The 25,966-nt window shown below is 58.9% G+C and carries 21 protein-coding genes and 1 pseudogene; 6 read left to right on the top strand and 16 right to left on the bottom strand.

Annotation, left to right across the window (positions count from 1 at the left end):
- The 4 genes from AS156_RS19210 to AS156_RS19195 form a co-directional block, all read right to left on the bottom strand.
- Positions 1-207 (bottom strand): TCP-1/cpn60 chaperonin family protein (locus tag AS156_RS19210; protein ID WP_283807932.1); only part of this gene is annotated, 207 nt, incomplete at its 3' end.
- An 85-nt stretch (positions 208-292) separates the two neighbouring features.
- Positions 293-607, bottom strand: coding sequence for a co-chaperone GroES (locus AS156_RS19205; RefSeq protein ID WP_066507529.1), 315 nt, complete (start codon positions 605-607; stop codon positions 293-295).
- Between the two features lie 516 nt (positions 608-1,123).
- A complete protein-coding gene (locus AS156_RS43375; protein WP_245312949.1) occupies positions 1,124-3,328 on the bottom strand; it encodes a hypothetical protein in 2,205 nt (734 codons plus the stop codon).
- A gap of 75 nt (positions 3,329-3,403) precedes the next feature.
- The gene (locus tag AS156_RS19195) at positions 3,404-3,724 is read right to left on the bottom strand and encodes a hypothetical protein (protein WP_066507527.1); all 321 of its coding nucleotides are present in this window, start codon (positions 3,722-3,724) and stop codon (positions 3,404-3,406) included.
- A gap of 445 nt (positions 3,725-4,169) precedes the next feature.
- Between AS156_RS19195 and AS156_RS19190 the strand changes: the two genes are divergently transcribed.
- Positions 4,170-4,376 (top strand): cold-shock protein, encoded by a 207-nt coding sequence (locus AS156_RS19190; protein ID WP_066507525.1) that lies wholly within the window; start codon positions 4,170-4,172, stop codon positions 4,374-4,376.
- A gap of 357 nt (positions 4,377-4,733) precedes the next feature.
- On the opposite strand, the gene AS156_RS19185 is transcribed toward AS156_RS19190, so the two are convergent.
- Entirely contained in the window at positions 4,734-5,123 is a 390-nt protein-coding gene (locus AS156_RS19185) for a hypothetical protein (protein WP_136626303.1), read from the bottom strand.
- Between the two features lie 1,231 nt (positions 5,124-6,354).
- On the opposite strand from AS156_RS19185, the gene AS156_RS19175 reads away from it, so the two are divergent.
- The gene (locus tag AS156_RS19175; protein ID WP_066507522.1) at positions 6,355-8,322 is read left to right on the top strand and encodes an NEL-type E3 ubiquitin ligase domain-containing protein; all 1,968 of its coding nucleotides are present in this window, start codon (positions 6,355-6,357) and stop codon (positions 8,320-8,322) included.
- Between the two features lie 403 nt (positions 8,323-8,725).
- A complete protein-coding gene (locus AS156_RS40885) occupies positions 8,726-8,920 on the top strand; it encodes a hypothetical protein (protein ID WP_082747599.1) in 195 nt (64 codons plus the stop codon).
- 167 nt (positions 8,921-9,087) lie between these two features.
- On the opposite strand, the gene AS156_RS46055 is transcribed toward AS156_RS40885, so the two are convergent.
- A complete protein-coding gene (locus tag AS156_RS46055) occupies positions 9,088-9,486 on the bottom strand; it encodes a DUF1488 family protein (RefSeq protein WP_082747598.1) in 399 nt (132 codons plus the stop codon).
- Positions 9,487-9,504: 18 nt separating this feature from the next.
- Positions 9,505-9,873, bottom strand: coding sequence for a response regulator transcription factor (locus AS156_RS19170; RefSeq protein WP_066507520.1), 369 nt, complete (start codon positions 9,871-9,873; stop codon positions 9,505-9,507).
- A 457-nt stretch (positions 9,874-10,330) separates the two neighbouring features.
- On the opposite strand from AS156_RS19170, the gene AS156_RS44605 reads away from it, so the two are divergent.
- On the top strand, positions 10,331-10,525 hold the full coding sequence (locus AS156_RS44605; RefSeq protein ID WP_066507518.1) for a helix-turn-helix transcriptional regulator: 195 nt from the start codon (positions 10,331-10,333) through the stop codon (positions 10,523-10,525).
- 876 nt (positions 10,526-11,401) lie between these two features.
- Here the strand turns inward: AS156_RS44605 and AS156_RS19160 are convergent.
- Positions 11,402-12,070, bottom strand: a complete 669-nt coding sequence (locus AS156_RS19160) for a Flp family type IVb pilin (protein ID WP_136626302.1) — start codon at positions 12,068-12,070, stop codon at positions 11,402-11,404.
- Between the two features lie 725 nt (positions 12,071-12,795).
- On the opposite strand from AS156_RS19160, the gene AS156_RS42915 reads away from it, so the two are divergent.
- A complete protein-coding gene (locus AS156_RS42915; protein ID WP_066507515.1) occupies positions 12,796-13,158 on the top strand; it encodes a hypothetical protein in 363 nt (120 codons plus the stop codon).
- Positions 13,159-13,199: 41 nt separating this feature from the next.
- Here the strand turns inward: AS156_RS42915 and AS156_RS19150 are convergent, their stop codons facing one another.
- Positions 13,200-15,212: a putative bifunctional diguanylate cyclase/phosphodiesterase gene (locus AS156_RS19150; RefSeq protein ID WP_082747595.1), complete on the bottom strand. Its 2,013-nt coding sequence runs from the start codon at positions 15,210-15,212 to the stop codon at positions 13,200-13,202.
- Between the two features lie 1,362 nt (positions 15,213-16,574).
- Positions 16,575-17,153 carry a hypothetical protein gene (locus tag AS156_RS19145; RefSeq protein ID WP_245312948.1) on the bottom strand — a complete coding sequence of 193 codons (579 nt, stop codon included), beginning with the start codon at positions 17,151-17,153 and terminating at the stop codon, positions 16,575-16,577.
- A gap of 758 nt (positions 17,154-17,911) precedes the next feature.
- Here AS156_RS19145 and AS156_RS19140 point away from each other — a divergent pair.
- Positions 17,912-19,399, top strand: coding sequence for a pentapeptide repeat-containing protein (locus tag AS156_RS19140; RefSeq protein ID WP_082747594.1), 1,488 nt, complete (start codon positions 17,912-17,914; stop codon positions 19,397-19,399).
- A 619-nt stretch (positions 19,400-20,018) separates the two neighbouring features.
- Here the strand turns inward: AS156_RS19140 and AS156_RS19135 are convergent.
- From AS156_RS19135 to AS156_RS19115, 6 genes and pseudogenes are all read right to left on the bottom strand, one after another.
- Positions 20,019-21,191 (bottom strand): LLM class flavin-dependent oxidoreductase, encoded by a 1,173-nt coding sequence (locus tag AS156_RS19135; protein ID WP_066507513.1) that lies wholly within the window; start codon positions 21,189-21,191, stop codon positions 20,019-20,021.
- 61 nt (positions 21,192-21,252) lie between these two features.
- The gene (locus AS156_RS19130; RefSeq protein ID WP_066507510.1) at positions 21,253-22,314 is read right to left on the bottom strand and encodes an ABC transporter substrate-binding protein; all 1,062 of its coding nucleotides are present in this window, start codon (positions 22,312-22,314) and stop codon (positions 21,253-21,255) included.
- A gap of 33 nt (positions 22,315-22,347) precedes the next feature.
- Positions 22,348-23,181 (bottom strand): ABC transporter permease, encoded by an 834-nt coding sequence (locus AS156_RS19125; protein ID WP_082747593.1) that lies wholly within the window; start codon positions 23,179-23,181, stop codon positions 22,348-22,350.
- A complete protein-coding gene (locus AS156_RS19120; RefSeq protein ID WP_245312947.1) occupies positions 23,181-23,957 on the bottom strand; it encodes an ABC transporter ATP-binding protein in 777 nt (258 codons plus the stop codon). Before AS156_RS19120 ends, AS156_RS19125 begins: the two co-directional genes overlap by 1 nt.
- A gap of 281 nt (positions 23,958-24,238) precedes the next feature.
- Positions 24,239-24,638: pseudogene (locus AS156_RS40860) on the bottom strand (ATPase, T2SS/T4P/T4SS family); the annotation flags it as partial.
- A 112-nt stretch (positions 24,639-24,750) separates the two neighbouring features.
- The gene (locus AS156_RS19115) at positions 24,751-25,947 is read right to left on the bottom strand and encodes an acyl-CoA dehydrogenase family protein (RefSeq protein WP_066507508.1); all 1,197 of its coding nucleotides are present in this window, start codon (positions 25,945-25,947) and stop codon (positions 24,751-24,753) included.
- Positions 25,948-25,966 lie beyond the last annotated feature (19 nt).

Genomic DNA, 25,966 nt, shown 5'->3' with positions numbered 1-25,966 from the left:
CATGTTCTCGAACTTGTCCTCGAGCTCGATCTCCTTGGCGACGGTGACGCCGTCCTTGGTGATGCGGGGAGCGCCGAACGACTTCTCGAGCACCACATTGCGGCCCTTCGGACCGAGGGTGACCTTCACGGCGTTGGCGAGAACGTCGACGCCGCGCAGCATACGGTCGCGCGCCTCGACGGAGAATTTGACTTCTTTGGCTGACATGATGAGTTCCCTGAGTTGATGTCTTTCTCACCTTGGCGGGGCGCCCGGCAGGCGCTCCTCAGGGCGAGCGGTGCGAGCGAATGGATTAGGCAGCCTTTTTGCTGGAAGACACGTCGGTGAGAACGCCCATGATGTCGCTCTCCTTCATGATCAACAGCTCATGGCCATCGATCTTGACCTCGGTGCCCGACCATTTTCCGAACAGGACGCGGTCGCCGACCTTGACGTCGATCGGGATCAGCTTGCCAGTTTCGTCGCGGCCACCCGGGCCCACGGCGATGATTTCGCCCTGCGAGGGTTTTTCCTTAGCTGTGTCCGGAATGATGATGCCGCCAGCGGTCCTCTCGTCTGCATCGATACGCTTGACCACGACGCGGTCATGAAGTGGACGGAAATTCATGAAGCCCTCCTGAGGATTTGCACAAAGTCGACGATCGTTCGATTGCTAGCAATCGATACCTGCGAGTGCTAGCGCAGGCGCGATTGAAATAGGACCAGTTTTTTCCGCGAGCAAGAGTCTTGAGGCAGAAAAACTGGACACTCAGCCCACCTGATCTGCTAGTTGCGTTAACAGGCCTGTACGTCGTGGGACTCGATAGTACGATCCGTACGGTCGCAATGCGGACGATGTGCTTACTGGCACGGGCCAACCGCGCTGCAGCAACAGTCTGTATCCCTAAAGGCCCACCTATTTTCGCGTGTGCAAGATGCGTCTGATTGCCTGCCGGCCACGGGTCGGCTCGTGCTCCATGTGAAACACGATCTCCGTCACTTCGCACCAACCTCCGTAACGCTGTCGACGGTCACGCCGCACTGGTGCATGCGCGAGCAACTCCACCTTGATCCTCGCAGGAACAGGGTCCGTCTTTCAGTTCAAATCGAGCGGAGCGTTTGAAGATTGGTGTATGCGCGTTCTTCAGCGACCTTCTGGGTAGATGCGAACCCGTTGCCGGCCGCCCGTCTCGTCCAATTCGCCCCTGTAAGGCACGCCGCGGATGTTGAAATACGTCGGGTTCTCGGCGTCCGGCATCAGGCGCTGGCCTTCCAATGCGCGGACGAGGTAAGGGGGAAGCAATCGTTCGCGGTGCTCCCACCCTCCGCGGATGAGATAACCAAGATCGACTGCGCCTTCGTGCGATGCCCAAGCGTCACTCGTCTGCGGCGGATGATGAGGCTGCTGCGAGGGCCCGGCTGCTTCATTCCTCGGCCTGGCGTGAGGATGATGGATAAGACGAACGTCTCCGCGTCCTCCCGGTCCGAGCGTGGCCGAGTAGCGCTCACCGTTGATCGTAAACTGGCTGGGTCCGAACTGGTTTGGCAGCAGATTGATATTGCCCAACACGTCAATCAGGACGTCTGAGGCTGGTCGGGAACCGTGCTCCCAGCCCTCCCCAACGACAGTCCCGATATCCCGCAGCTCATCAGAAGACCCTGGTGGACCAACGAACGATGGTGGTCCGGCAATGCCATATGCCAGCATCGACTGACCATCGTCGCGCAAGTCATGAGGCGTGGGCGGATTGAGATAAACCGGCGAGTCAAGGTCGCCGTAGATGTCTGACGACGGATGCCGTGCGGATGATGAAGCGCCTCCTCCCACCGTTCCCCTCAACAAATCCCAAGCGCCCTCGCTCGGGGTGGCCGGCATTGCTGGAAGGTCGTAGAACGAGCTGAACTGCGGACCACGGTACGGCGTGGATGATGATGGTCCGACTTCTCGGCTCGGCTCCCTCAACAATGTCGGCTGCGTCCCCTCGTGGGGTACGCTTGATGATCGAGAGGGCCCATAGATCGCCTCCCTGAACAAATCCCAGGCTCCCTCACTCGGGGTGGCAGGAGTTGCGGGTAGCGCGTGCGGCGCGCCGTACTCTTGCACGTCTGCCCGACCACCTGCATGCGCTTCAGGAGGAGGCACCCCTAACCCCCGGTTCGCATCGAGGACTTGTTGGTATTGGCCAAGCCTCCGCAAATCAGGGTCAAGTTTCGTCTCCTGGGTTTCACGCTTGTACGCCTCAACATCACTGGCAAACCCATTGGTGGAGAGACGACCAGCCATGGCCCCTCTGTTTTGGGTTTGCAGCCAGTCGCTCAGCCTGGAAAGGCGCCGAGCCTGCCTGTCGACAGTGCTCGGCTCGATCCTGTGTGTCGCCTTTTCTGCCGCAGCCCACATGTCGATGAGACTAGCGTCTACGGCATAAGGATTCAGGCGGCGGATATCGGCTGATAGGGCCCTTGCAGCGCGGACCTCCCGGAGCTTGTTCAACGCCGCCTTCATGCGAGTGCCGAGCTTTTTTGTCGACGCATAGGTTTCTGCATCGACGTCCAGCCCAGGTGACAACGCCGGGTTGTCAATTCGAGCTGCAATTGATGGCCTCCGGTTCTCGCGCAACAGAGCGCTTAAAGCGCGCAGATTTCCCACCGCATTTCTCATGGTGCCATCGCTCAAGTTGCCGGTGGCGTTCGCCGCGAATTCCTGAATGATCGCCTCGTCCTCCTCGCGGACCCCTTGCGTTCGCGCCGGCTGCTTGGCAGGGTCCGCGCGAAACGTCATCGAAGTGAACTCTTGATGCGCCGCGGACCCGGACGACTTTCCGCTGCCGCTTCCCCCGAACGCTTTTCCGACCCCTGACTTGATGCGCGACCACAGTCCACGTCGTTTGCTGTTCGTGGGCTCGATCGCTGACTGCGCCTCTGGTTGGGTGTAGCGCGCGCTGGTGAAAAGATCCTCCTCCAAATTGGACCGCGGCGACAGCTGGGTCGAACTCCCGGGGCGCTCATGGGGGATATCTACGCTATGGCGCGCGCGGCTGAACGAATTGTTCCCCAGCTGCGAATATGACGGCAACCGCATCGAACCGCCGAGCTCGACGTGCCGGATCTGTCCAGTCCGCGCCTCAGGACTCACGTCAGGCGAATTGGTGCTTGCGGAACCCGCATCGGATGAACTGAGATGCAGCCTCTCGATCTGCTGTTCAAAGCCGGTTTGCCGGCTGTCCGGCTGACGTCCCGCCCGCTGGCTTTGCAGCGTGGCGGCGTATTGCCGCACCCAAGCTCCTGCATCGAATGGGTCGACCGGATCCATCATGCATTCCTTTCTTCGGTACAGGTCCCGTGCGCTCACAGACTTATGCTCCACATTTGCTGGACGCAGGCGGCTGCGGCTCGAGGCGAGAGCGAGACTCGGCCTCTATAGGAGTTAGCTGTCGAAAAGCTGACGAGTGTAAGGACTCCAGATCACAATGGCGAACCCAGCTTCATCGAAAAATGCCGCCGAAAGCTGCTGCGCACTCCCGATGGACTGCCTGTGTGCGCAAATTCGGACGAAATCGCCCAGCTTTCGAATTGAGCTCTCTGGGCGCGAGGCATTCTGGCCGGTAGGTTCTCTGGCATTGGCGAGGTCAACCCGGAATCGCGGCTTGCCCCTCGTCTGCTTCGGTTGCTGTGGGCATGTGGGCGCGCCGTCGATGACCAAGAGCTTCCACTCATCCCGGTTGCTGCTTTTGATCAGGATCGTCAACCATCACGCCGCCAACCGCACACGCCAATGAACTGATCGGGAAGATCCGGACCATCAAAGATCAGCCTCCTGCAAGGAACAGTCCAGAGTACGAAACGTACACTGCAAGGATAACGCCGCGACGTCCCTCAGGAAGACAAGATCGGCGCATGTTGGATGCGCGACGCACGTTCGGAACTCATTCGCAGCTGTCCACGTCGCGATGAGTGCAGGTTCGACGAAAAGCATACAGTGCCGACATGGTCGCGATCCGCGAGCGGTCCGATGATCGATGCCTCAACGCTGTAAGCTGTAGCGAAGTGCTCCGAGCCGCTATGCCTGATCCTCTCGACGTCCTGTTCGGATCAGGTCCGGGACGACAGAAACGAAAAGCCTCCCAGCACTCGTCTTGATATCGGCATCGTACCTCGTCTAGATAGACTGGCTTCAAACTGGAGATACTGCAGTGGCGATGGGTACCGTGAAGTGGTTCAATCCGACCAAGGGATATGGCTTTATCAAACCCGATGATGGGGGACCGGACGTCTTCGTGCACATTAGTGCCGTTGAGAAAGCTGGCCATGACAACCTCGCGGAGGGCGCTCGCATTAGCTATGAGCCAAAGAGCGGCCGTTCGGGTAAGGTCTCCGCCGAAGATCTGCGAATTGAATAGAGCATGATCAGGATAGGCCGGGCTGATTTGCCGCATCCAGTGCTCGACCATCCTGCCATCGATCTGGCCTCAGCGCATTCTGAGCACCGCTGAGGTCGTCTGCGCAGTCCCGCAATGCGATTGCATTGGTACGACGGCCACGGTCTACAAGAGAGCTCTGCAACGACTGGCTACGCTAGCGAGCAGGGCTTTCACTCAACTTGACGGGCGTGCTGAAGGGTAACAGCCTCCCAGGCCATCAAACAACGGCGCTATCTCCCTGGCAGAGGAAAGGAACGACCTGAACCTGCACCCCATCCAAGCTGCGCCCTCAACGTTCTTCCGATGCGGCAATTGAACGTCTGTAGCAGATGCCATTCACACTTTCGCTCTCCCATATTCCTTCCACAGCATGACTTCGAGCTCTCCCGGGATATCGAGATGTTCGGGGAAATCTGGGAAGGGAATTGAATTTCCGTCGCGTACGAAGATGGCGAGATCGGTCTCGCTGTTCGTTTCGGAATAATGTTCTCGCCTCACCTTTCCGCGATTGGTGTCGAGCACAAACCGCGTCGAGTTGATCCATGATGGCGAGAACAGGTTAAGCTGATCTGCAATGTGCCAGACGCGCCCCAAACGCACGCGGAAAGCCGCGGAAAAGTTGATCGGATCCGAAATGAAGATTGACACATTGCGCACGCCCATCCCGTTGAGCCTTTCCAGCAGACGATGAAGTACTAATTGATGTTCGTTGGTATTTCGCAGCAATGGAAACTGATTGTAGAGCCTAGTCTAGTGCGCTCGAAGAGCTACGATCTTTTCAGAGACCTCCTCGCAGATTTCGTATGGATGCACGATGTGGAAGGTGGTGCGAAGGCCGTGTCTCGCCAGAATATCAATCTTCTCTGCAGTGAACGCCTTGGGTTCATATACGATCGCTCTTGTATGAATTCGGATTGACTTGACCGATGGAACCAATCGAATTCCTTCGATGATTGTCTCCAGCCGCGATGCTGGCAGCATCAAGGGATGACTTCCGGTTGGCGGCGAAGGTATTCAATCAACAGGCTTAGATCCGCATCTTGATCATTTGGCTCGTCAATAAACGTGTTCTCGCTCAGCACGTCCATGCGGAAACAATACTGACAGTTTCCAAAGCACTTCGAGGTGGTCAAGAAGAGTGCACGGTCCGGGTATTTTCGCACTATCGAGGTTTTGTTGGCGTGCCCGCAAGCATTTGATCTGTCGTTGACGAAATCCTTTACCTTGTTAGGCGCCCTCAATGAGATTCGGCGTTGGGAAGGACACCCGGTGAAGTGGCCCCAGATGGTTGCCTAACCAAGCGTAGATGCCATCCTTGCCGAGCTTTTCGAATGCAAGCCCCGGGATCACAAGAATGCCGGATCCAAGGATCACCGTCACGATGAGCAAAAGACCTGAGATAAGTCCCAGGTGTCATGTGATGCTTTCTCCTCAGTCATGGTGGAGAGCATTTGCGATTAACCGTGCAGGGGGCGTGCCAAATGAGAAAGTCACGTCCGGACAATGAGGTCACTCTGATGATCCCGTTTGATGTCCCCCTTCGAAACTCCGATGTCGACAACCGGACAGCTAGGGTCGCTTTGAGACCAGAGCTTTATGTGGGAGTGAGCGAGAGCTTCCCAGGACGTATGCAACCAAACAGCCGGGACCGATGTGAGAACTTGTCAATTTGAGGACCCGGACCTGGTGCGGACATGCCGCGTCTGGCTGTAGCCGTTCTGAGGGCGATCGGGCAGCATGTTCGATCGCAACCGGAGCTTTGATTTCGAATGCTTCATCATTCATCAACGCGCATGACCGGGTTCGACGAACGTCGTTCCGGCGCACTTCTTCTGAGTTTGGCTTTCGCAGAGAGGCGGTTGATGAACTCAGCACGAGCCCAGCGGATCGCTGCGATTAGTTCCGGCGCTTTCGAACCAGACGCTGGGAAGCTCTCAACCGGCCCAGGATCGAAGCATTGACCGGGGCGCGCGCGAGCCTCGATACCTCGCCGGCCAGTGAATCATCACTGGACGAAATGCTGGACGCCTGGGCTAGCGCCGATGGGCAAAGCGAGACCGAGGACCGACAAGAGGCGGCGAGACGAACGAGGACTTGGCGGGCGGCTGGCAATGTGGATGACGCGCTGAATCTGTCACGGCTGTCGCTGACGGCCGTGCCCACCGTGCTCCCGGAGGAACTCCGGGATCTCAATGTCGGCAACAATCGGCTGACCAGTCTACCTGCCGCGCTTCCGGCAGTGCTCGAGAGGCTCAGGTGCAACGTCGATCAGATAGTCGGCGCACCTTCCTACCTCCCGGCTCCGCTTCGAAGCCTCTCTGCCAATCACAACGCGCTGAGCAGCCTGCCCGATGTACTCCCGGCAGGACTTCAGGAACTCGATGTGCGCGTGAACCATCTGACCGGCCTGCCCGACACTCTGCCGGCGCAGCTCGTACGTCTTGTGGTCGGTAACAACCGGCTGACCAGCCTGCCGGCAATCCTCCCACCCGCTCTGCAGGCGCTCTATGTCCACCACAATCGACTGACTGGTCTGCCCGACACTCTCCCGGCTGGGCTTGTATGGCTGGATGCCAGTCGTAATCAGCTGACCAGCCTACCCGAGGCCCTTCCTGCTGGACTCCAGACCGTCAACGCCGACCGCAACCAGCTAACCAGCCTGCCTGACGCCCTCCCGATCCGGACGCTGCACCTCAGTCACAATCGGCTAACGTGTCTGCCTGAGACACTTGCGGCTGAGCTGCGAGACCTCGTGGTCAGCCATAATCAGCTGACCAGCCTACCGGAGAACCTTCCGGTCCGGCTCCGGACGCTCGAAGCCGCGCACAACAGGCTGACCCGTTTGCCCGAGATCTTGCCGACCGGGCTTGTATTGCTCGACGTTAGAGGTAACCGACTGACCAGCCTACCGGAAACTATGCTGACACGGCTGGGCCCCTGGTGCAGGGTCAACCTGGAGGGCAATCCGCTACCCGAGCGGGTGCTGAGGAATCTTGCAAGGGACATCAATGTGCCGGGCTACGACGGGCCCCAAGTCTTCTTTTCGATTGGCGGAGAGGCTGGGCCAAGTCAGTCGCCGCCGTTGCACGTAGCGGTGGCGGATTGGGTTGGCAGCGAGCCGGAGATAATGACGGCCTGGCAGGGGTTCGCCGAAGAGGAAGGAGCTCAGGAATATGCCCTCTTTCTCGACCGGCTCCGGCTTACCGTGAACTATGGCAACGCCGCGTTTCGGCAAATGGTGGCTGAGGATCTGCAGCAGGCTGCGATCAGGCCACGATTGCGCCAGCTGTACTTCAGGATGGCCCTCGGTGCGAGCGAGCGCTGCGAGGATCGCATCACTTTGACCTGGAACCGGATGCAGAGCGCACGCCTGACCGCCGATGTCGAGGATGGAGCGTATGACGATCGGCTCGACGAACTTCTCGAGCAGGCTCGTGTCCTGTTCCGCCTGGACGTACTCGAGCGGATCGCCCGCGAGAAGATCGCTTCGCTCAGCTTCGTCGACGACGTCGAGGTCTATCTCGCCTATCAGGTCAAACTGCGCGAGCGGCTGAATTTGCAGCTCCTCGCTCCCGACATGTGCTTCTTTGGAGCGTCCTTTGTCACCGAGGACGACCTCGCTGCGGCCGAGACGCGGGTGCGGCATGAGGAGGCAACGGGGTTTGACGACCATCTCGCGACCCACTGGGAACCCTGGGACGCTGTGCTGAACCGCATCGAACCCGAGGCTCACGCAGCGATGGAGGCGCAGCTTCTTGAGGCGATGGAGGAGGAATTGCACAACCGCCTGCAGCACCGGATCCAAGCTGACGGTCTAACTGGCGACGAGGCCGAGATACAGCTCGGAGCTTTGATCCGCGAGGAGATCGCCCGTGAAATCAAGGGGGCGCTGACGCGCCAGGTGCGCAGGGACCGCGGCCTCTAGAGATAGGTGAGATCGGCGATCCACGTCTGGTTCGGACGTGGACCGTCGGTCCAACAGGCTCGCTGGCACGGTCTCGACTGTCGATCGCCATTCCGCTTCGGTAAGCGACGAACATTGGTAGCCTTACCCATAGGCTCCACAAGCGCAGCAGCCGCTCGAAACAGTGAAACATCAACGGCCGATTGGCGATTTTCAGATACTGCCGACACAAGCGGTACGCATTCGTATCGGTGCGAGCACTGTTCACCGGATTTGCTGCTGGAACGGCGATCTTGGTCTAGCTCGTTTCGATAGGACATGTCGTAGGGATTTGCTAACCCATGCAGGCTTACGGAGCCGGTCGCTAACCAATCGACAATCGTTCTGGCAAACTTTCCCGCCGGGACAGTATGGGGATTCGAACATGACTGGGCTGGCCATCATCGAAAACGTGCGCCGCTACCGCGCAATAGCTTCGCTGTGCCGTCAGGCTGCGACATTCCGACCGGTTCAACGCATCTCATTGCTGACGCAGGCAGAAGAATGGGAGCAGCGAGCGCTCGTCGAACTCGAACGACATTTCACCACATTAAACGGATGTCCAGCATCCGAAATGTGAGGGAAGAGCCAGTGTGAGGGAAGAGCCAGCGCTCGGGCGAACCGAGCGACGGCGCGCGTCGGTCGCGGCGTCAGATCGCGCTCTACCTCTCTCCGCATGGCGCCGATTGCGGGGAGAGTCAGGAGGCCGTCAACGTCTCCAACAAAAAGCGTGGAGCTTGCCTGTACTTAAATGGTGGGTTCAACTGCGAACACCACTTTGGCCTCTCCACCTTCTTCCAATATCGAATGAGTTTGATCACAGCTCGGGATCGATCGAAGGCTCGGCGGTCGCTTGGCCGATCTGCGACGGTCTCGCGCCCTCGACGATGGAAGGTGCTTAGCGAAAATCCTGACCGGTCCCGGATCGCCCCTGTAGTGGTTTGACGCCACTCTCTCGATCAGCTTGCGATGGCGCCGAAATACAGACTCGTGAGTGCGCCTCGGGTTTTCCCGCATCTCTCCCAAAGCGGACAACGCGGCGTTACTGATCTCGCAATCGACGCTCCAATTGCCATTGAACATGGTGAATCTATAGACCATCCACTTAGGGTCATAACCGATGGGCGTTCCGCTTGTCAGATGCATCGTTCTGCCGTCTTGCGCTCAGTGGCGGGGCCTGCGCAGTAGCACTCGCAGTCGTTCCTCCAACTCGATAGCATCGATCGGTGTCACGATATAATCGTCGGCCCCGACGGCTAACGCCCGCCCCCGATCCTCCACACCATCCCGCGCACCAACGACAAGGACTGGCGTTTTTTGCGGCGCCTTCCCGGCGAGCCGCGCAAACAGCTCCAGGCCACCTACATCCAGAAGCCCCAGATCGAGTATAATCGCATCGTACGAGCTCACCGCTGTTGCCGCCATTGCGTCGTCAGCCCTGCTCACTTCATCAACCGCAAAGCCACGCTCTGAAAGGTGACCGCCGATCAGAATACGTAGTGCTGGCTGATCTTCGACGACCAATATTTTCACTCCGGCCGCCCATCGTGACGGCCGCACTCTATGGGTGGCAGCAGCCGCCGCGCGCACAGCCAAGGAGGAGCGTGATGGCGCCGCGTTCACCTCTCCGCAAACGCGCTTTCGACCGCAAATTGCGCCAGTGCGCCATGGTTGCATCAACAAAGACCTTCGCGACCAATAGCCCGCGGGCAGGTACGTCTCGTTCAAATCGACATTTCGCGCAGTCCACTTGCGGGTGCAGACCAATGGGCCAACTTCGTTTGGTCATATTGACAGATTGCGTTTGCAATCGGTTTACAAACTTTGTGCGGAACGGACGAATGCGCGCGCGCCGCAGTCCGTGCGTTTCCCCCTCATCGGAACCGGCCACAGAGCGCGGAGGTGGGGGTCCACCTGAGAATGAGGCTTCGCCTGTCGGTGAGCCGTTTCTGACCGGCCTGGACGTAGTCCCGGTCGTCCCACAGACCTCATGGCGATCTTCGACCTGGCTTCCATTCAGGCGCAACTCGCGTCGCTCTTGGTCACGGGACAATCGCTCGACGAGATCGCCCGTGAAATGAACATCTCCAAGGGTACAGCCCGCAACCATCTGAAGGCTATCGTTATGCCGACCGCAACCAAGCGGCAGGGGGAGTTGGTCTCGCTGCTATCTCGGCTCAGATGAAGCCTCCCTCGAGAGAAGTTGAACTTGTCGCGCGTAACTGTGATAAGGTTGTCGAGCCCCCAAAGTAGATCGGCACCTGCTTGCAGTTCGGTACTAGCGAGGGGCTTCCAACAGCCCAATCTGAATGACACGATCGGCACATTCCATGACGCCGTCGACCGCGAGTTCGATGTCCATGCTGTATTTGACCTTGCGTCGGCCGATTGCGTCGGTGGATTCCTTGGTCGGCTTTGTAACGACAGTGACGCCTTTGTATTGGAGATACGATCATGGGCCGCAGGCGCGCCAATTCCTGCTCATCTGCAGTCCTGGTACAATGGAAGGGCCGCAGCAGCTGACCAGGCGCCCGAAGTGCTGCAGCGAGCGCCGGTGATCGACATCGAAACCGAGCGCCCCTGGAGGTCGCGCACAAATTCAGTCCATCGACAAATAGAGCGATCCTGTTGACCGGATAGTCAGTCAGCCAGAAGCGTCTTTCCAATCAAACAAACGGAATTTGTTAGCTGTCGAAATGGAGCCCAACGGCAACCTCGACGATCGACGTTCGCACCACCGCTCCCCGGGCTCTATGCCCCCATTGTTTCATTCGCAAGCTTTCGAGACGTCGATGGCGCTTATCGCGTGACAGATGTCCTACGAAAATGCACTGCCAGCGAAACTCCTGCTGCCTCCGCCGATAAGTATCTGAAAGAGGGATTCGTGGCGCGCAACGTGGCCGCGCCCGCACGGATGCACAGAGAACCGCTAGTCCCATTTGAGGTGCACTTTCCAGCGCCGCCCGCCGGCCCGCCGCGGGCGGGGCGGCGCGAGAATGACGATCCTCCGCGTCAGCTGACGCTGGCGCCCACGACTACGAATATTCAGCGGAGAAGCAACTCAACGAGAGAAGACGCGAGTGCCACGAGGCCATGTCCGCCGGCTTTCGATCGGGCTGGCTCCAATTTCCCAGCCCGCACCTCCCCATACAACATCAATCACGGCGAGCGCTCCCGTGCCGTCACGGACAAAGAACGTATTCGGAAGAGAGGTGGTCTGCAGCGCACCGCTTTCGCCATTGGCCTGCAGCCTCAAGAGGCACCAGATATCCACGAGCTTAGCCTCATCGCGAGCGCTCAGCTCTCTGACGAACTCATCGTTATTTGCTGAGCTCTGCAACATGTATGTCTGCAACGGTGTCGCGTCCGCGCCCTCGACCTTGGCTGCGAATTTCCGGACGAAGGTCGCGCCAAGCCACGCCATTTTGATTCGGGCCGTTGACGTGATGTCTTCCTTGAAATGATCTCGCGCAATGAACACGTCAGTCTGGGGCTTCTCGCAGATATATTGCCTGTCATTGCCGGGGTCACGCGCGAGCTTCAGCTTGTCAAGCGGACCGACAGGAGCGCCGGATGAAGAGAACGGGTTATAAACATCGCCACGGTTGGCACCAGAGCCATTTAGAGCAAGAACAAGAAAGATCGAAACTGCGGCCGCGATTATGCCGTACACAATCACGAGCGCCCCGGTTTTATCCTGCCAAAGCCGTAGAAAGGGAAATGACTTCATCGCTATACCCGCTCGCAGCCATGCTCTGTTCGGACTGCCATTGCGGCCTTACTAAATCCATTCACACTCAGCCTCTTCTACGATGTAGTGCAACGAAATCTCAGAGAGCCGCATGACCTGCTCTTTGATTGGCAATCTCCTGCCCGCCGACTCAATCCACGCTGTTCGTCTGTCATCTAGGATGAGTAGCGGCCGGCGGCCACCGCTTCCCGGTACCACGGGCACGGGCAATCCCGACAACAGGTTGAAACGGTCTCATTTGGGAGATCGATAACCGCATCTGAAGGAACCAGTCTTTCGCGGGCGAAGCGATTTCGGCGAACAGGTCGCTTCATTGCAGTTTCAGATGCAGAGATCATTAGGGCCGCAATGAGCCAACAAGCCGGACAGGGAAATCGAAAACGACGCCGAAAGCTGCATAAACCGATGGCATCGCGGCAAGCCCTGGAAGCCCACATCCACGATTTCGACCTTCAAGCACTCAAGGCTCGACTTGAAAAGCAGCCCCGCCCGGAGACCCGGGCGAGGCGCCCCCCTGCCCCGAGCAGGGAACTGCGCTGCGGATTACAGCGGGCAGTTCAACATTCGTTTTCCGCCGACTTACAATTCGGCAGGCCGCTGGGAGACTCACGCGCATTCCGACTTTCCGCCTTGGCGCTTTCTACGACGTTCCGTAAGACAAGCTCAGAAAGCTGCACAACCACAACTCTGAGACGCGCGATCTCTTGCTTGTAGCGATCGTGTTCGCGTTGTTCGTCGGTCATTACCAAAACTTCATGGCCAGTCCCAGCCGCGTGATCCATGCGGCACCTTTGTCCACCCAAGCGAGTGAAAATGAAGAACTGGAGCGCCTCGCCCAGAGGCTAGCCGCGAGTTGGGGCATTACGCTGTCAAATATTGTACGTGACGCACGAACAATCTCACTCTCCACTCCCATGTGTTGTCCTCGCAACAGATCAGAGCGTTTCGTACAAAAGCATCCTAACGCTTTCATTGAGCTGAACGAGCCTGTTATCCGGCTGGATCCCTTGCTGGCCGAACCCGCCGAGCTGGGCGATGACGCAGTCGGCGATACAGCAGCCTCTTAATTAGTCGGGAGTACTCCAGTAGGTCAGTCGTCTGTTTCACCTCAGGATGCGGATGTTCGATGTTTATCACCGTCGACATTGCGAAGCGACCTCGTCTTCCAAGGCGCTGACGTCGGCTTGTTTTGATCGAGCAGCGCGAAGATGTGGTCTGCCGGGACCGGCCGACCGATGAGGTATCCTTGCACTTCATCACAATTGGTTTGACGCAGGTAGTCGAGCTGCTCGGCGGTTTCGACGCCTTCGGCGACCACGCCGATCCGCAGGTCCTGCGCCAGTGTGATGATTGATTTCACGATCGCTGCGCTATCCGGTCGCCCCAGCATATCCCGTATGAAGGACTGATCGATCTTTATGCGGGTGTAAGGCAGCTTCAGCAAATAGGTCAGAGACGAATATCCCGTTCCGAAATCGTCAAGCGCCACCGTCACGCCCAATTGCAGGAGCGAGTTGAGGATCGATGACGCCGGCGCGTACTTCGAAATCAGCATCGACTCGGTTATTTCGATTTCGAGACGGTGGGGAGCAACTCTGGCTTGGGCGAGCGCCTGTACGATTGTCTGCAGGATGCTGGCGTTATGGAATTGAGCTGCCGAAAAATTGACGGCGACCCTGAGGTCAGACGGCCAGTTCGACAGCGTCAAGCACGCATTTTGGACCACCCACTCGCCGATTCCGTGGATCAATCCGGTTTCTTCGGCGATTGGAATGAACTCGGTCGGGGAAATGACTCCACGGACGGGATGCCGCCAGCGCAGCAAGGCCTCAAAGCCGGTGACCCGGTTCTTGCGAAAATCGAAGAACGGTTGGTAGAGGAGGAACAACTCGTCTCTGTCGATCGCGAGCTCCAGATCCCGCTGCAGCGCCCGGCGCTCGCGCGCTGATCTGTCATCACTCGTCTCAAAGAAGCGTATCGTTCCCGGCCCCGCTTGCTTGGCACGATAGAGCGCAATATCGGCATTCCTGAGCAGTTCATGAGGTGCGTCGCCGTCGCGCGGGGCCACTGCAATTCCGACGCTCATCGCGCCTGCGATCTCGCATTTCTCAATCGGGAACGGTTCGGCGAACGCGCCGATGAACCGCTCGGCAACTTCTAACGCGTCTTCCAGCTTGATCAGATTGGTCATGACAAGCGCAAATTCATCGCCGCCGATGCGCGCAAGGGTATCAATCTGCCGTACGCATCGCTGCAGTCTTGACGCGGCCTGCACCAGAAATTCATCGCCTGCGGGGTGGCCAAACCTGTCGTTCACTTCCTTGAAGCGATCGAGGTCCAGAAGAAGAACCGCGAATTGCTCGCCCGAGCGGGAGAGCCTGTTGAGGGCGCCTTCGAGGCTCTCATTAAAGGCGAAGCGGTTCGGCAGTTGGGTCAGGGGATCCCGCCGGCCCCTCCTTTCGGCCTCCAGTTGAGCAATGGTGCGTCTGGTAAATTCGAAAGAATGCGCGAAAACGCCGTGTAGGAGCACGAAGCCATAGGCCACAACCAGGATAGCGACGAGCAGATAGACGAAATCGCCGTTTCTGCCGAGGCAGATTGCCGTACCGACAAAGATCGGAGCCGTGAACGCAACCGCCGCCACCGGAATCGTCGCGAAGGCGAACGCGCCGCCGGCAAGCATCCCAGAGCACAGACATGTTATGACGAGCTGCCCGCCGTTTGAGGCGTTCGCGAAGAAAGCCACCGGAACGATCGCCCAGGCGGTTCCGAGGAGCAACGCATTGCGTACCAGCCGGTGCATGGCCTGGCGCGACACGAACTGGGGCTTCGTCATCCGGCGTGATGAACGTGCCTTGAAGCCTATGGATAGCGCGCCGCAGACGACGGTCGCCGCCCAGACCAGGGCTAAATTTCGGTCGGGCGAATGCCAAAGGGCAATTGCGAGCACGGTCGCATTGCAGGCGTTGGCCAGCATGATGGCCAGCGAATAGCCCAGCACGAGGGAGAGCTGCTCAGCACGAATGTATCCTGCGACCGCTTCATCGGCGGTCGGCCCGCCGAATGCCGCCAAGTCCCCGGCCATCAGCTTGGAGAGATAGGAGTTCAGACATGCCCTCATTCTGGGACCCCGCAAGGCTCGCTTCGACGTTGGCGCCAGCGCTGGAGGGTCGCGGCAAATCTTTGACAAAAGATAAACTTTTGATTGTAACGCTCGCCTAACAACACCTACGAGCTTTCATCCGAAGAAAGGCGCGGCGGACTCATTGTTGAGGTCTGGAGGTGTTATGCGTTAAAGATCAACTCCGTCCGTTTCGTACCGATCTATCGTTTTTATAGATCGCAGATTTGAGCTAAGCCGCATGCGGATAGCTCGACCACCAAGCTGAATGAAACGGCGCGACGGTGCGAGATCGATCAGGCTCGACGAAGGGCCGCCGAGACGCGGCATTCGGCGGTTGGCGCGCTTGCTCCAACGATTCTCTCTTTGCGTGGGGCTCGCGGTTCGCCGTCCTGCTGCACGACACGCCAGCCAATAATTTGGCTAGGCAATCTTTCGGTGGAGGCATCGACGATTTCCTGGCGTCAGAATTGCACCTGGGGTCTCGGATCTGGCGATGCAATCAAAGGGGATCGTGCTCAAACGTGACCGTGTCTCCGACTTGCTTTCTGACACGCACCGCCGCCAGCCTCGCGCTGCTTTGCTCTGGCCTGCTCGCCTTGCGTTCACTTCAGTCGCCCCAGGTCCGGAATTCGTCTAAGCAGAATCTGCCGGTAGACCGCAATCCGCGTTGATTGTCGCGTTGGTGCTCGGCGGGCTGACGGGTACTATGCCAACTAACGGGGTCATTTGCGTCCAGCGCGCGAAGCTCTGCCCTGTGAATTAAAGTGCGAGGTTTGCACCAAACGCACAGACCGCACCTCGCGGTCGCCCGCCCGAAAAACTATGCTGTCATGGAACTGTGGGGTGCGGACAGAAATCGGCCGGAGGACAACTTGCTAACGCACAATCGTGGGCGCATTGACCAATGCGGCTCGGCCAATCTGCCTCTGGACATCGATTGACGTCTCTCCGCGGGTGACGGCTTCCAGGAGTTTGCAGGCGACATGAGTTCGAGCGTGGTCTCCTGACGCGAGACACTCTCGCACATCTCCTTCAGAACGGCGCGCAACAGGGCGGCCAATTCGGAAACGACCATTCGAACGCCCTCAATCCCTCGATAATGATCATTTGCCGGCGCGTAGCGGGATAAACATCTGGTTGAGTGAACTTGGGCTCGTATGGCGGGCTTGCTCGCCCCGGTAGGGCTTAGAAGCACCAGCGCAAATCACCGGGCTTGCACTTGCGCCGCTGATGCCGACGGACTGCTTTGGAGCAGACGGTCGGAAAGAGCGCGAATTCGATTCCGAAAAGCTCACGTGATCGGGTCCGTCACGGAACGGGCCCAACCATCAGCCACAGAGCTTGACCTATTCCCCGCCCTCATAGAACAGCTCGAGCGGCAACCCGACCAACGACTTTCCGATCCAGTCCCGCGCGATCACGTTCGACGGTCCCATCGCGATCGCGGCGCGCGCATCGCGGAACGAGCGTTCGATCGGCCCGCGCCGATAGCCGTAACCGCCGGTCACGGTCAAGGCTGTTGTCGCAACCTTTGGCGACCTCGGCGGCGTGCACCTTGAACTCGGTGAGTGGAATCAGGATCTCGCTCTGCGGCTTGCCAGCCCGCCACAGCTCGTCCAGCCTGGCGGCGAGCTCGTTGCGCCATGGACGCAAGGTTTCCACCAGCACCTTGGCGGCCCCAAGCTCCTGACGGATCGCTTGGTAATCCGACAGGTTCTTGTTTCTATGCTTGTGCACAAAGCTCGAGGTATGTGCGACTGCCGCATTCAGGGCGCCGCGCGCGACGCCTTCCCATACGGCGCCAAGACCGATCAGGTAAACCGGCGAGACGCCGTCATAGATGATCTCCTTGCCCTGGCCTTCGGAGCCGAGCCGGTCGTGGCTCGGAACCTTGACGCCCGCATAGCGGATCGGTGCCTTGACGCCGAGCGCGTCCACAGCGGCCGGGCAAGATTCCAGCCGAGCGGCCGTGCTTGAATGGCAGCAAGACGTCCACGTTCCTGGCGCCTACGATCTCGAAATCGACACCACCAGCCCCCAAAATTGCGCAGCAATTGTCCTAGAGCGAATTGGACGATCCCAGGATCGTCCAACCGCGTTTGAAAAGCTGGTCGCATGCGCGAACAACGATTAAGCCGAACTGTAGTTTGAGAGCGGCGATGAAATTACTTATCGAGTTAAAGGCTGCACCCGCGCCGCCTTTGCAGCCGGTCCGAGAGCAGCGGAGTTGTCGTGAGCCAGAACCGGCCGAATAACGCCAAGGTCCCGACCGAGATGCCATAGAAGCGCCGACATCGACTTAGCCTATCTGCGACGTGCTAGTCGAAACCGGGCCGGGTCCAAGTGGAGCGAACGGAAGTCACAGGCTTCAGGCACCAAGGCAGATGCCTTGGGGAGTTTCCGGGATCTTGCTCGCAAATGCAGGAACGCTACGGAGACGGCTAATAGGGAGCAGCCTACTAGAAGTGACAGTTGAGCCGACGCGAACGGTTTGCACTATCGCTACAAGCGTCATGCAATCACCAAAGCAAAATCGTCGGCAGGCAAGGCAAAATCGTCGGCAGGCAAGGCAAAAGGGCCAACACAATGATCCGCAATTAGAGAGGTCAACCGTGAGCTCAACTCGTCGACCAGCCCTGGCATGATCCGTAAACACTCGGTCAGCTAAGAGAATCTACGCTCCAAGAGTGTCCAAGATGTCGCAACATACAGAAGTGGACTACAACGCTAGCGATATCGAGGATGTAGCAGCGCAAAGAGCGCCAATAGGTCGTCCCTCATCAGATGGTGACTTTCTCCGCTACTGGAGCCGATCGGGCAATCGAGCGTCAGCACTAGCTGCGGTCCGGACGCGAACGGAGGATGCGATCAAAAAGACCGGCATCGGTCTGAGGCTATCCGATGAGAACTTTAGCGGCTATGATCTATCCGAATTTTCGCTACGCCGAAGCGTTCTTAATCGCGCGCAACTCCACCGCGCGAAGCTAGACTTGGCTGATCTGTCCGAGGCCACCCTTATTTGTCCCGGACTGGAAAATGCAAGCTTTCGAGGCGCCAAGCTCGACTTCACATATATGCATGCGATCGCCGCGCAGGTTTGCAATTTCGATGATGCAAGTCTGCGCAACGTGATTGATGCAACGGGCAGCTTATTTCATGGCTGCAGCATGAGACGAACGCGGTTCGATAACGCGGTGCTGAGTGGCGTCCTTTTCTACCAGTGCGACGCTAGCCACGCCACCTTCGACGGTGCGGAATTGCAGGGAACGACAATCAATGAATGTTTCCTTCCGCTCTCTTCTTTTCGCTTTGCCAAGCTGAACCAGGTTACCGTTACGAATACTCATCTGGCCGGCTGTTGTTTCTCCCGCTCCCGCGGTGAGAGCCTGTCAATCTTGCGCCCGACCTCAGTTAATGAGCTTGTTCTAGAAGACGCCTATCTTCCATATCTGCGGTTGCAGAAAGCGCACGGTCACATCATGGCAAAGGCGCTGAACGCTCCATTTTCAGATTTCAGCCTCTCGAACCTTTCAAACGCTGACCTTGAGCAAGCAGACCTAACGGAGGGGCGCTTCCTGTCCGTGAACTTCGCCAACGCTAATCTCGTCGGAGCGGTCTTGAACGGCGCATCGGTTCGGTGTTGCCAGTTCGACGGAGCGGACATGTCCCATGTGTCAGGAGAAGCCATCTCCATTACGGAGAGTGCAATGAGGGCCGCCAACTTCAGCGGCCTCCGCGCCCGCTCTGCGTTCATGCGCGGCTGCGATGCCGCCGGCGCAGACTTCTCCAGGGCCTATCTCTACCGATCGATCATTACTGGCGATCTTGCGCAATCCATGACATTGACTGGCGCGAACTTTGAGGGTGCCAATCTGATCCAGTCGTACATTGCGGCAGAAATGACCGACAGCAACCTGGAGGCCGCACGCACCGCTTATGTCCGGATGAACCAATCGTCTCTCCACAGGGCGAATTTGAACGGGATATCGCCGTTTCAAGCAAGCTTCGTAAAGACGGACTTCTCGGATGCAAAAATTACGACGTTTGAGCCGCCGTTCTTTGCAGACCGATGTCCTGGGCTTGGGCCTGCGTTGAAAGCGGCCTCGGATCAACAGAACGACGCTTCAAATTATCTCACCGAGTTTTCGTCCTTGATGAGACGTGGTCGAGAAGGGTCAACTTGAGTCTGCTGTGAAAAACGCAGAAATCGATGACGTAGTATGCCCAGCCAAAAACCAGTCCTCCGGAAAACAGAGCAGCTGGAAGCATGTAGAGTGGGCCTCCAGCCCTATAAGCAAAGTGTCGCCCGAGCGAGCTTTTGAAGGCTTTGCGCGCCTCATCCCCGAGGGTCCAAGAGACTGCATCAGGTGGGTCTTACACCGTGCAAACTTGACGAGACCGACATCAGTGACATGCTATCACGATGGGAGGATAGGTGCGGGGTTCGCCTTAGGGCGGATGGGCCGCAGACGCCGGCGAGATGCAAGCGATTGTTGAAGGAGACCAGCAAGTAGGGCTCCACGCAGCCGCGTGGGTGCCGCTATGATTGAAGCATCGATCGCCCGCGTGCGTTGGCGGAGCTGTATCAACCGATCCAGACATCTATGGGCGGGACGATCACGCGGCAAAGTGTCCAGCAAGGACCATTCGCTCTTGCATAACCTGCCGGTTCGGCCTGCGGTGTTCTCCGGCAGGCGCTGCGATAATCGGCTTGCTGGAGACCTCCGGTTCCGCATGAAGGTCGATCGATGCGGCTTGCAAACCGTAGCGAATGTGGGTTTCAGGCAGAGCAAGATTGGGCCTCTAGTTGACCGGCAACCGCACCCCGGCTTGCTGCAGTAGCGGCAAAACTGACTTGCCGAAGAATTCGAGGTCCTCGCGAAAATCGTAGAACGAGATTTGCATCCCGTCGCAGCCGGCCTTGTTCAGAGCGATGAGCCAGTCCGCAACCTGCTGCGGGTCACCGATGAGGTGTACATTCCCGCCGAGAATGCGTTCCCGCGGCACATGATTGGTCCAGGCTTTGCTGTCCCCACTCTTGAAATGATTGGCGTATCCGACGGCCGCCCCCATGTCGGCTAACCGGATGATCTCTTCATAGTACTCCGTCGCCTCGGCCTCCGTCGACCGGCAGACGATCATCGGATTGATGATGGTACGGATTTCACGACCGAAGGTGCGGGCTTGGGCCTTGAGCTTGGCCGTATGTGCGGGCAGCGCCTCGATGGCCCGAGCGACGTTGGCTCCCGCAGGACTTGTGATGAAGGCGAGATCCGAGTGCCGCGCCGCGTAGGAAAAGCCTGCGGGCGAACCGGTCGCGCTCACAAGAATCGGCCGTCCGTAGCGCGGCTTCGGACGCACGAAGGCATTCTCAAGACACCAGAATCGACCGTCATGGCTGAAATTGTGCTCTGATTGCCAAAGCCGGCTCGTGATGGACATGAACTCATCCGCCATCTCGTAGCGAAGATCATGCTCCTGGCGGCGCATGCCGAACATCAGTGGTTCGGCCGGAGAAAAGCCGGTCACGACGTTGATGCCGAAACGCCCTTTCGAAATGTGATCAGCCGTGGCTGCGAAGCGTGCCAGATGCATCGGATGCCACGGACCGTAAAGAATGTGGATAGTCGACAACAGCAGCAACCGTCTGGTCAGCGCAGCGAGCGCGGTGACCGTGATGAACGGATCAATCGAATCCTCCCGAAAGCGAATTTTCCCACCATACCCCCCGGCGCGAACCCACTCCGACAATCCGAACACCAGATCGAACCCTAGTTCCTCGGCGCGGAGTGCCAGCGCCGCGTTGTAGTCGAACTCCCATGATGTGGACCTTGGCGCGGCCGAGGCCGACCACCCTCCGCTTTGTGTGGGCAGAAACAGGCCAAGGATCATCGGCTGGCGCAGCACGCGTGCAAGCGGGCTGTCTGCAAAATCCGCAGGCGAGCGTGGCCCGGGAATTCGGGTGTCCAAATTCATCTCAACTCCAACGAGAAGAGTCGCGCGGCAGCGCAGCGGCCGGTTGTGGTAATTTCGTGCGTTAGTCCACGATCCTGATCTTCGCGGGATCAGGAAAATCGCCGGCCGCTATTTGCGTTTGCGCAATAGTCAGTGGTCCGCGATCGTAATAGGGAGCGGCCTCGATCCGCGCAGTGAGCAGCTTTTGCTCATGCAGGAAGTCGAGGACCTTCTGGCTTTCTAAGATTTCGTTGGCGGTGATGGTGAAATCCAGCGCCTTGACGTCCTTCACCGGCGCGCGCAGATAGCGATCTGCATCCGTGGCGACGCGCAGCAGGCTGGCGTCCAGGCGGGAGGTTTGCGCGAACCATTGGTCGGCTTGCGCGAGGTTGTTCGACGTCCACCAGGTCGCCACAATCCACGCTTTCAGAAAGCGGATCGCCGCCTCCTCGCCGTTGCGGGCCAGCCATGGCCCGCCTAATCCCTGAATTCCGGAAGCCCCCTTCGGATCGCGCCACAACTCCTTGCCGATCTTCTGCTGCAACAGCCTTTCGTAAGTCGGATCCCAGGTTGCGACCGCGTCAACGAGCCCACCTCTCAGCGATTCCGCCTGTTCGGCAATATCCTGATTGATGATGGTCAAGTCCCTGAACGGCTCCTTGATTCCAGCCGCCACCACCGCCTGAACGCTGCGGGGGAATACCGTGGTTCCGAACGGGCCTGACAGCTTCGCTCCCTTCAGATCCGCAAGGGTGGTACCTTTAAAGTCGTTACGCACGACGATACCGAAGCGCTGATCATGTGTCCGGTGCAGCACTTTCGAACCGGGAATGCGGGAGATCGCTCGCAACGTGGGCGCGTCCGCCGCATAAATGTTATCGATACTTCCAGCAACGGCGGCTTCGCCGAGCGGTCCACCGAAGGTGAAGGTCTTGAACTCGGCTTCGATTCCGTTGAGCTCGAGGATGTTCGTGTGGCGCAACGTCTCGAAAATTTCGCCGCCACCCGCCCAGAGACTCTGATAGCCAAGTGTGATCTTGGACAATGGCTTGGCTTGCACCTTGATGATCGGCAGCCGCGGAAACCCGGCCGCCAGACCGCCAAGCGCAGTACCTGCGCCGATCAGGAACGTTCTTCGTTTCACGACATCACCCCATTCATGTTGACGGCAATTCAATCAGTCGGCGGCTGGCCGCACAGAGAGCTTGCGCTCGACCAGCAACATCAGGCTGTTCATGACAAAGCCGATCAGGCCGATGACCATCATGCCGGCAAGCACCTTCTCAGTTTCGATCGTGGTCCGCGCAAGCTGGATCATGTAGCCAAGCCCCGAGGTCGCCGAGACCAGTTCGGCCGCGATCACGCACGTCCAGCCGGTGCCGAGCCCAATCCGCATTCCGGTTAGAATATGCGGGAGTGTCGCGGGCAACAGGACCTGGCGAATGAACAACGATCTCGGCGCACCGAAGCAGCGCGCTACGCGCACGTACACATCGGCAAGCGAGCGGGCGCCATCGTAAGTACTGGTAAAGATCGGAAAGAATGCGCCCAGTGAAATCAGAAACCAGGCGGGCCGATCCCCGAGTCCGAACCACAGAATCGCGATCGGGATCCACGCGATCACGGAGATTGGACGGACGACCTCGATCAGCGGTATTACGTACCGGCTCAGCACAGGCAACCGCCCCAGAAGAAGGCCGAACCCTACCCCCGCAATAGTGGCTACGGAGAAGCCGACCACAACCCTGAGAATACTGGCAGACACGTCGCGCCACAGCGTCCCGGCGCGCGCCAGATCCATGATCGCCGCCGCAATAGTTGAGGGTGGTGGAAACAGGTTGCCGTTGACGAGCCCGGACCGAACAGCGAACTCCCACAGGATGGGTAGCATCATTAGTGGGACGTAATATCTCGCCTTGCTCAGCACGAAGGCCGCAGACCGCGTTCTGCCGACATTGCGCTCGGCGCTCTCTCTATCCTGCGAATAACCGCCAACCTGCAACACAGACATCAGTGGCGTTCCGCCGCTCGGGTGACGCCGCCCAACAAGTCGAGCACTTCGTGCTTCAGATTGAGGAACAGGGGGTCGCGCACCCGAATCTCGGGGAAACGGGGGCGGGGGATCGCTACATCGATGACCGAGCGGATGCGGCCCGGCCGAGATTCCATTACGATCACCCGATCGCTCAGGAATACCGCCTCCTCGACGTTGTGCGTGATCAGGAGGAAGGTCTTGCGAGTGCGGGACCAGATCGCGAGCAGCTCTTCCTGAAGCCGGTCGCGGGTGAGTGAATCAAGCGCTGCAAAGGGCTCATCCATCAAGACAACATCTGGATCCGGGGCGAGTGCTCTCGCGATGCTGACCCGCTGTCGCATGCCCCCCGACAATTGAGCCGGATAGGCTTTATCAAAGCCGTCCAGTCCGACGAGCGAAATGAAATGATTGACACGAGCGTCCCGTTCTTTCCTTCGCAACTTCTGCGCACCCAATCCGAACGCAATGTTGTCGGCGACCGTCAGCCATGGAAACAATGCGTAATCCTGAAACATCATTGTGCGATCCGGCCCCGGTCCGCTGATTTCGACGCCCTCCTTTAGCACGACACCCGTCGTTGGCTTGATGAAGCCCGCGACAAGGTTCAACAGGGTCGTCTTTCCGCAACCAGACGGACCGATGATCGACAGAAACTCGCCAGCCTGAATGTCGAGATCAATCTCCTGAAGAGCAGAGAAGGGTTTCCGGTCGCGGTTCTCGAAATGCTTGGAGACACCCCTTACGGAGAACATCAGACGGCTCATACAGCAGTGGACAAGCCACGCATTATCCACGGGGGACGGGGATAGTGCTTTCAAAGATCGAAAGCCTCCGATTGACGTATGCTGAGTTTCCTCGATCACGCAGTACGAATGCATTGCCTGCATCTGTGGCAATCGATGCTTCGCCACGATTATTGCATTTCTTGCGGACTACTGCGCCTGCTTTCGTCCAGGCGGTGAGCAACCATAGTATGATCAGGCAGCCACCCTCACGTCGGCTCGCTGAATGTCGGCCGGGATCTCCTGCCGCACAAAGTGAGGACGGCCTCCTGGATGAGTTGCTCGAGGCCGCGAAGCGCGCCCAGTGCCGTGTGAATTGTACCTACCCCACCGGGGTGGCCGTTGCCCCAGGCTTGAAGAGTTCCTGGCTTCGCTGCCCCGCGCCTCGCCGATTGAATGCGGTCAGGGCGCAAACGTAAGGAAGACCGGACCAGGTCCGACAGCGACGCGATGCGTCCTTGGTGCGCAGCGTGACCAGATTGGACGGGGCTCTGCAGGTCGCGTGTGTCCTCGATCAGCACCACGCGATCGGTGGTGCCGGCTGAGGTTGGCCTTGCCGGTCGAGGTGCCGCCAGCGACCAAGACGTTCTTGCGCCATGCGGCAGCGGCCCGCAGCGCCGCCGCTTGATCGGCGGTCACGGCCGCGATAGCGGTTGGCCGCAAGTCTTGCGGCACTCGATCACCCAGCACGGCAGACGAAGCTCACGCGCCAGACTTTGGCGTGCGAGCAGCCTGCGAACACTCTGTTCCGCCGAATCGTGCCCTATTCCCCACCCTCGTAGAATAGCTCAAGCGGCAGCCCGACCAGCGACTTTCCGATCCAATCCCGCGCGATCACGTTGGATGGACCCATCGCGATCGCAGCACGGGCATCCCGGAACGATCGTTCGATTGGCCCGCGCCGATAGCCGTAACCGCCGGTCACGGTCAACGCCGCAGCGGCCACCTTATTCGCGACCTCGGCGGCATGAACCTTAAACTCAGTGAGCGGAATCAGGATCTCGCTCTGCGGCTTACCAGCGCGCCACAGCTCGTCCAACTTGGCGGCGAGTTCGTTGCGCCAAGGGCGCAAGGTCTCCACCAGCACCTTCGCCGCCCCGAGCTCCTGGCGGATCGCCTGATAGTCCGACAGGTTCTTGTTCTTGTCCTTGTGAATGAAGCTCAATGTGTGCGCGACCGCCGCATTCAGCGCGCCGCGCGCGACGCCTTCCCATACGGCACCAAGACCGATGAGGTAGACCGGCGAGACGCCGTCATAGATGATCTCCTTGCCCTGCCCTTCGGCGCCGAGCCGATCACGGCTCGGAACCTTAACGCCCGCATAGTGGATCGGTCCGGAGTGGTTTGCCTTGACGCCGAGCGCGTCCCAGCGGCCGGGCAAGATTCCAGCCGCCTTGCCATCGACGATAAAGAAGGAAATATCGGCCTGGTCCTCGGCGCCTGGCGAGCGCGTCTGCACCACGTAGAAGTCGGCCTGACCCGAGCTCGTGGTGAACGACTTCTCCGCGTTGAGAACATAGTTCTCGCCGTCACGTGCGGCTTCGGAGAAATTATACCACCAGTGCCCGCCGGTCGCCCGCTCGCTGGTCGAATAGGTGCCGAGAAGGCTGCCGTCCTTTGCTTTCAGCCAACGCTCCTTCTGATCCTCGTTACCGAACAGGTTGATGGTTTGCGCGGCCCCTACATGCATGACATAAACGAGACCTGTCGATGCGTCCTGCCGGCCGATCCGATAGGCGGCTTCCGCGAAGTCACTGTGGCTGAGCCCAAGCCCGCCGAAACGCGGCTCATTGAGGACCCCGGTCCAGCCGGACGCCGCCAGCGCCTGCAGATTTTCTCGCGGAAACCGGCCTTCAAGATCATTGCGCTCAGCGTGCTGGCTGATCGTGGCCTCGATGATGGCATCGAGCCGGGAATAAAGGTCGTCTGGCGCGACTCTCGCTAGAATATCCTTGCTCATTGCTATTCTCCTTTGTCTA

Source organism: Bradyrhizobium macuxiense (assembly GCF_001542415.1).
Classification (GTDB): Bacteria; Pseudomonadota; Alphaproteobacteria; order Rhizobiales; family Xanthobacteraceae; genus Bradyrhizobium; species Bradyrhizobium macuxiense.
The sequence above is the reverse complement of the archived record's forward strand: the minus strand, read 5'-3'. Positions and strand labels throughout refer to the sequence as shown.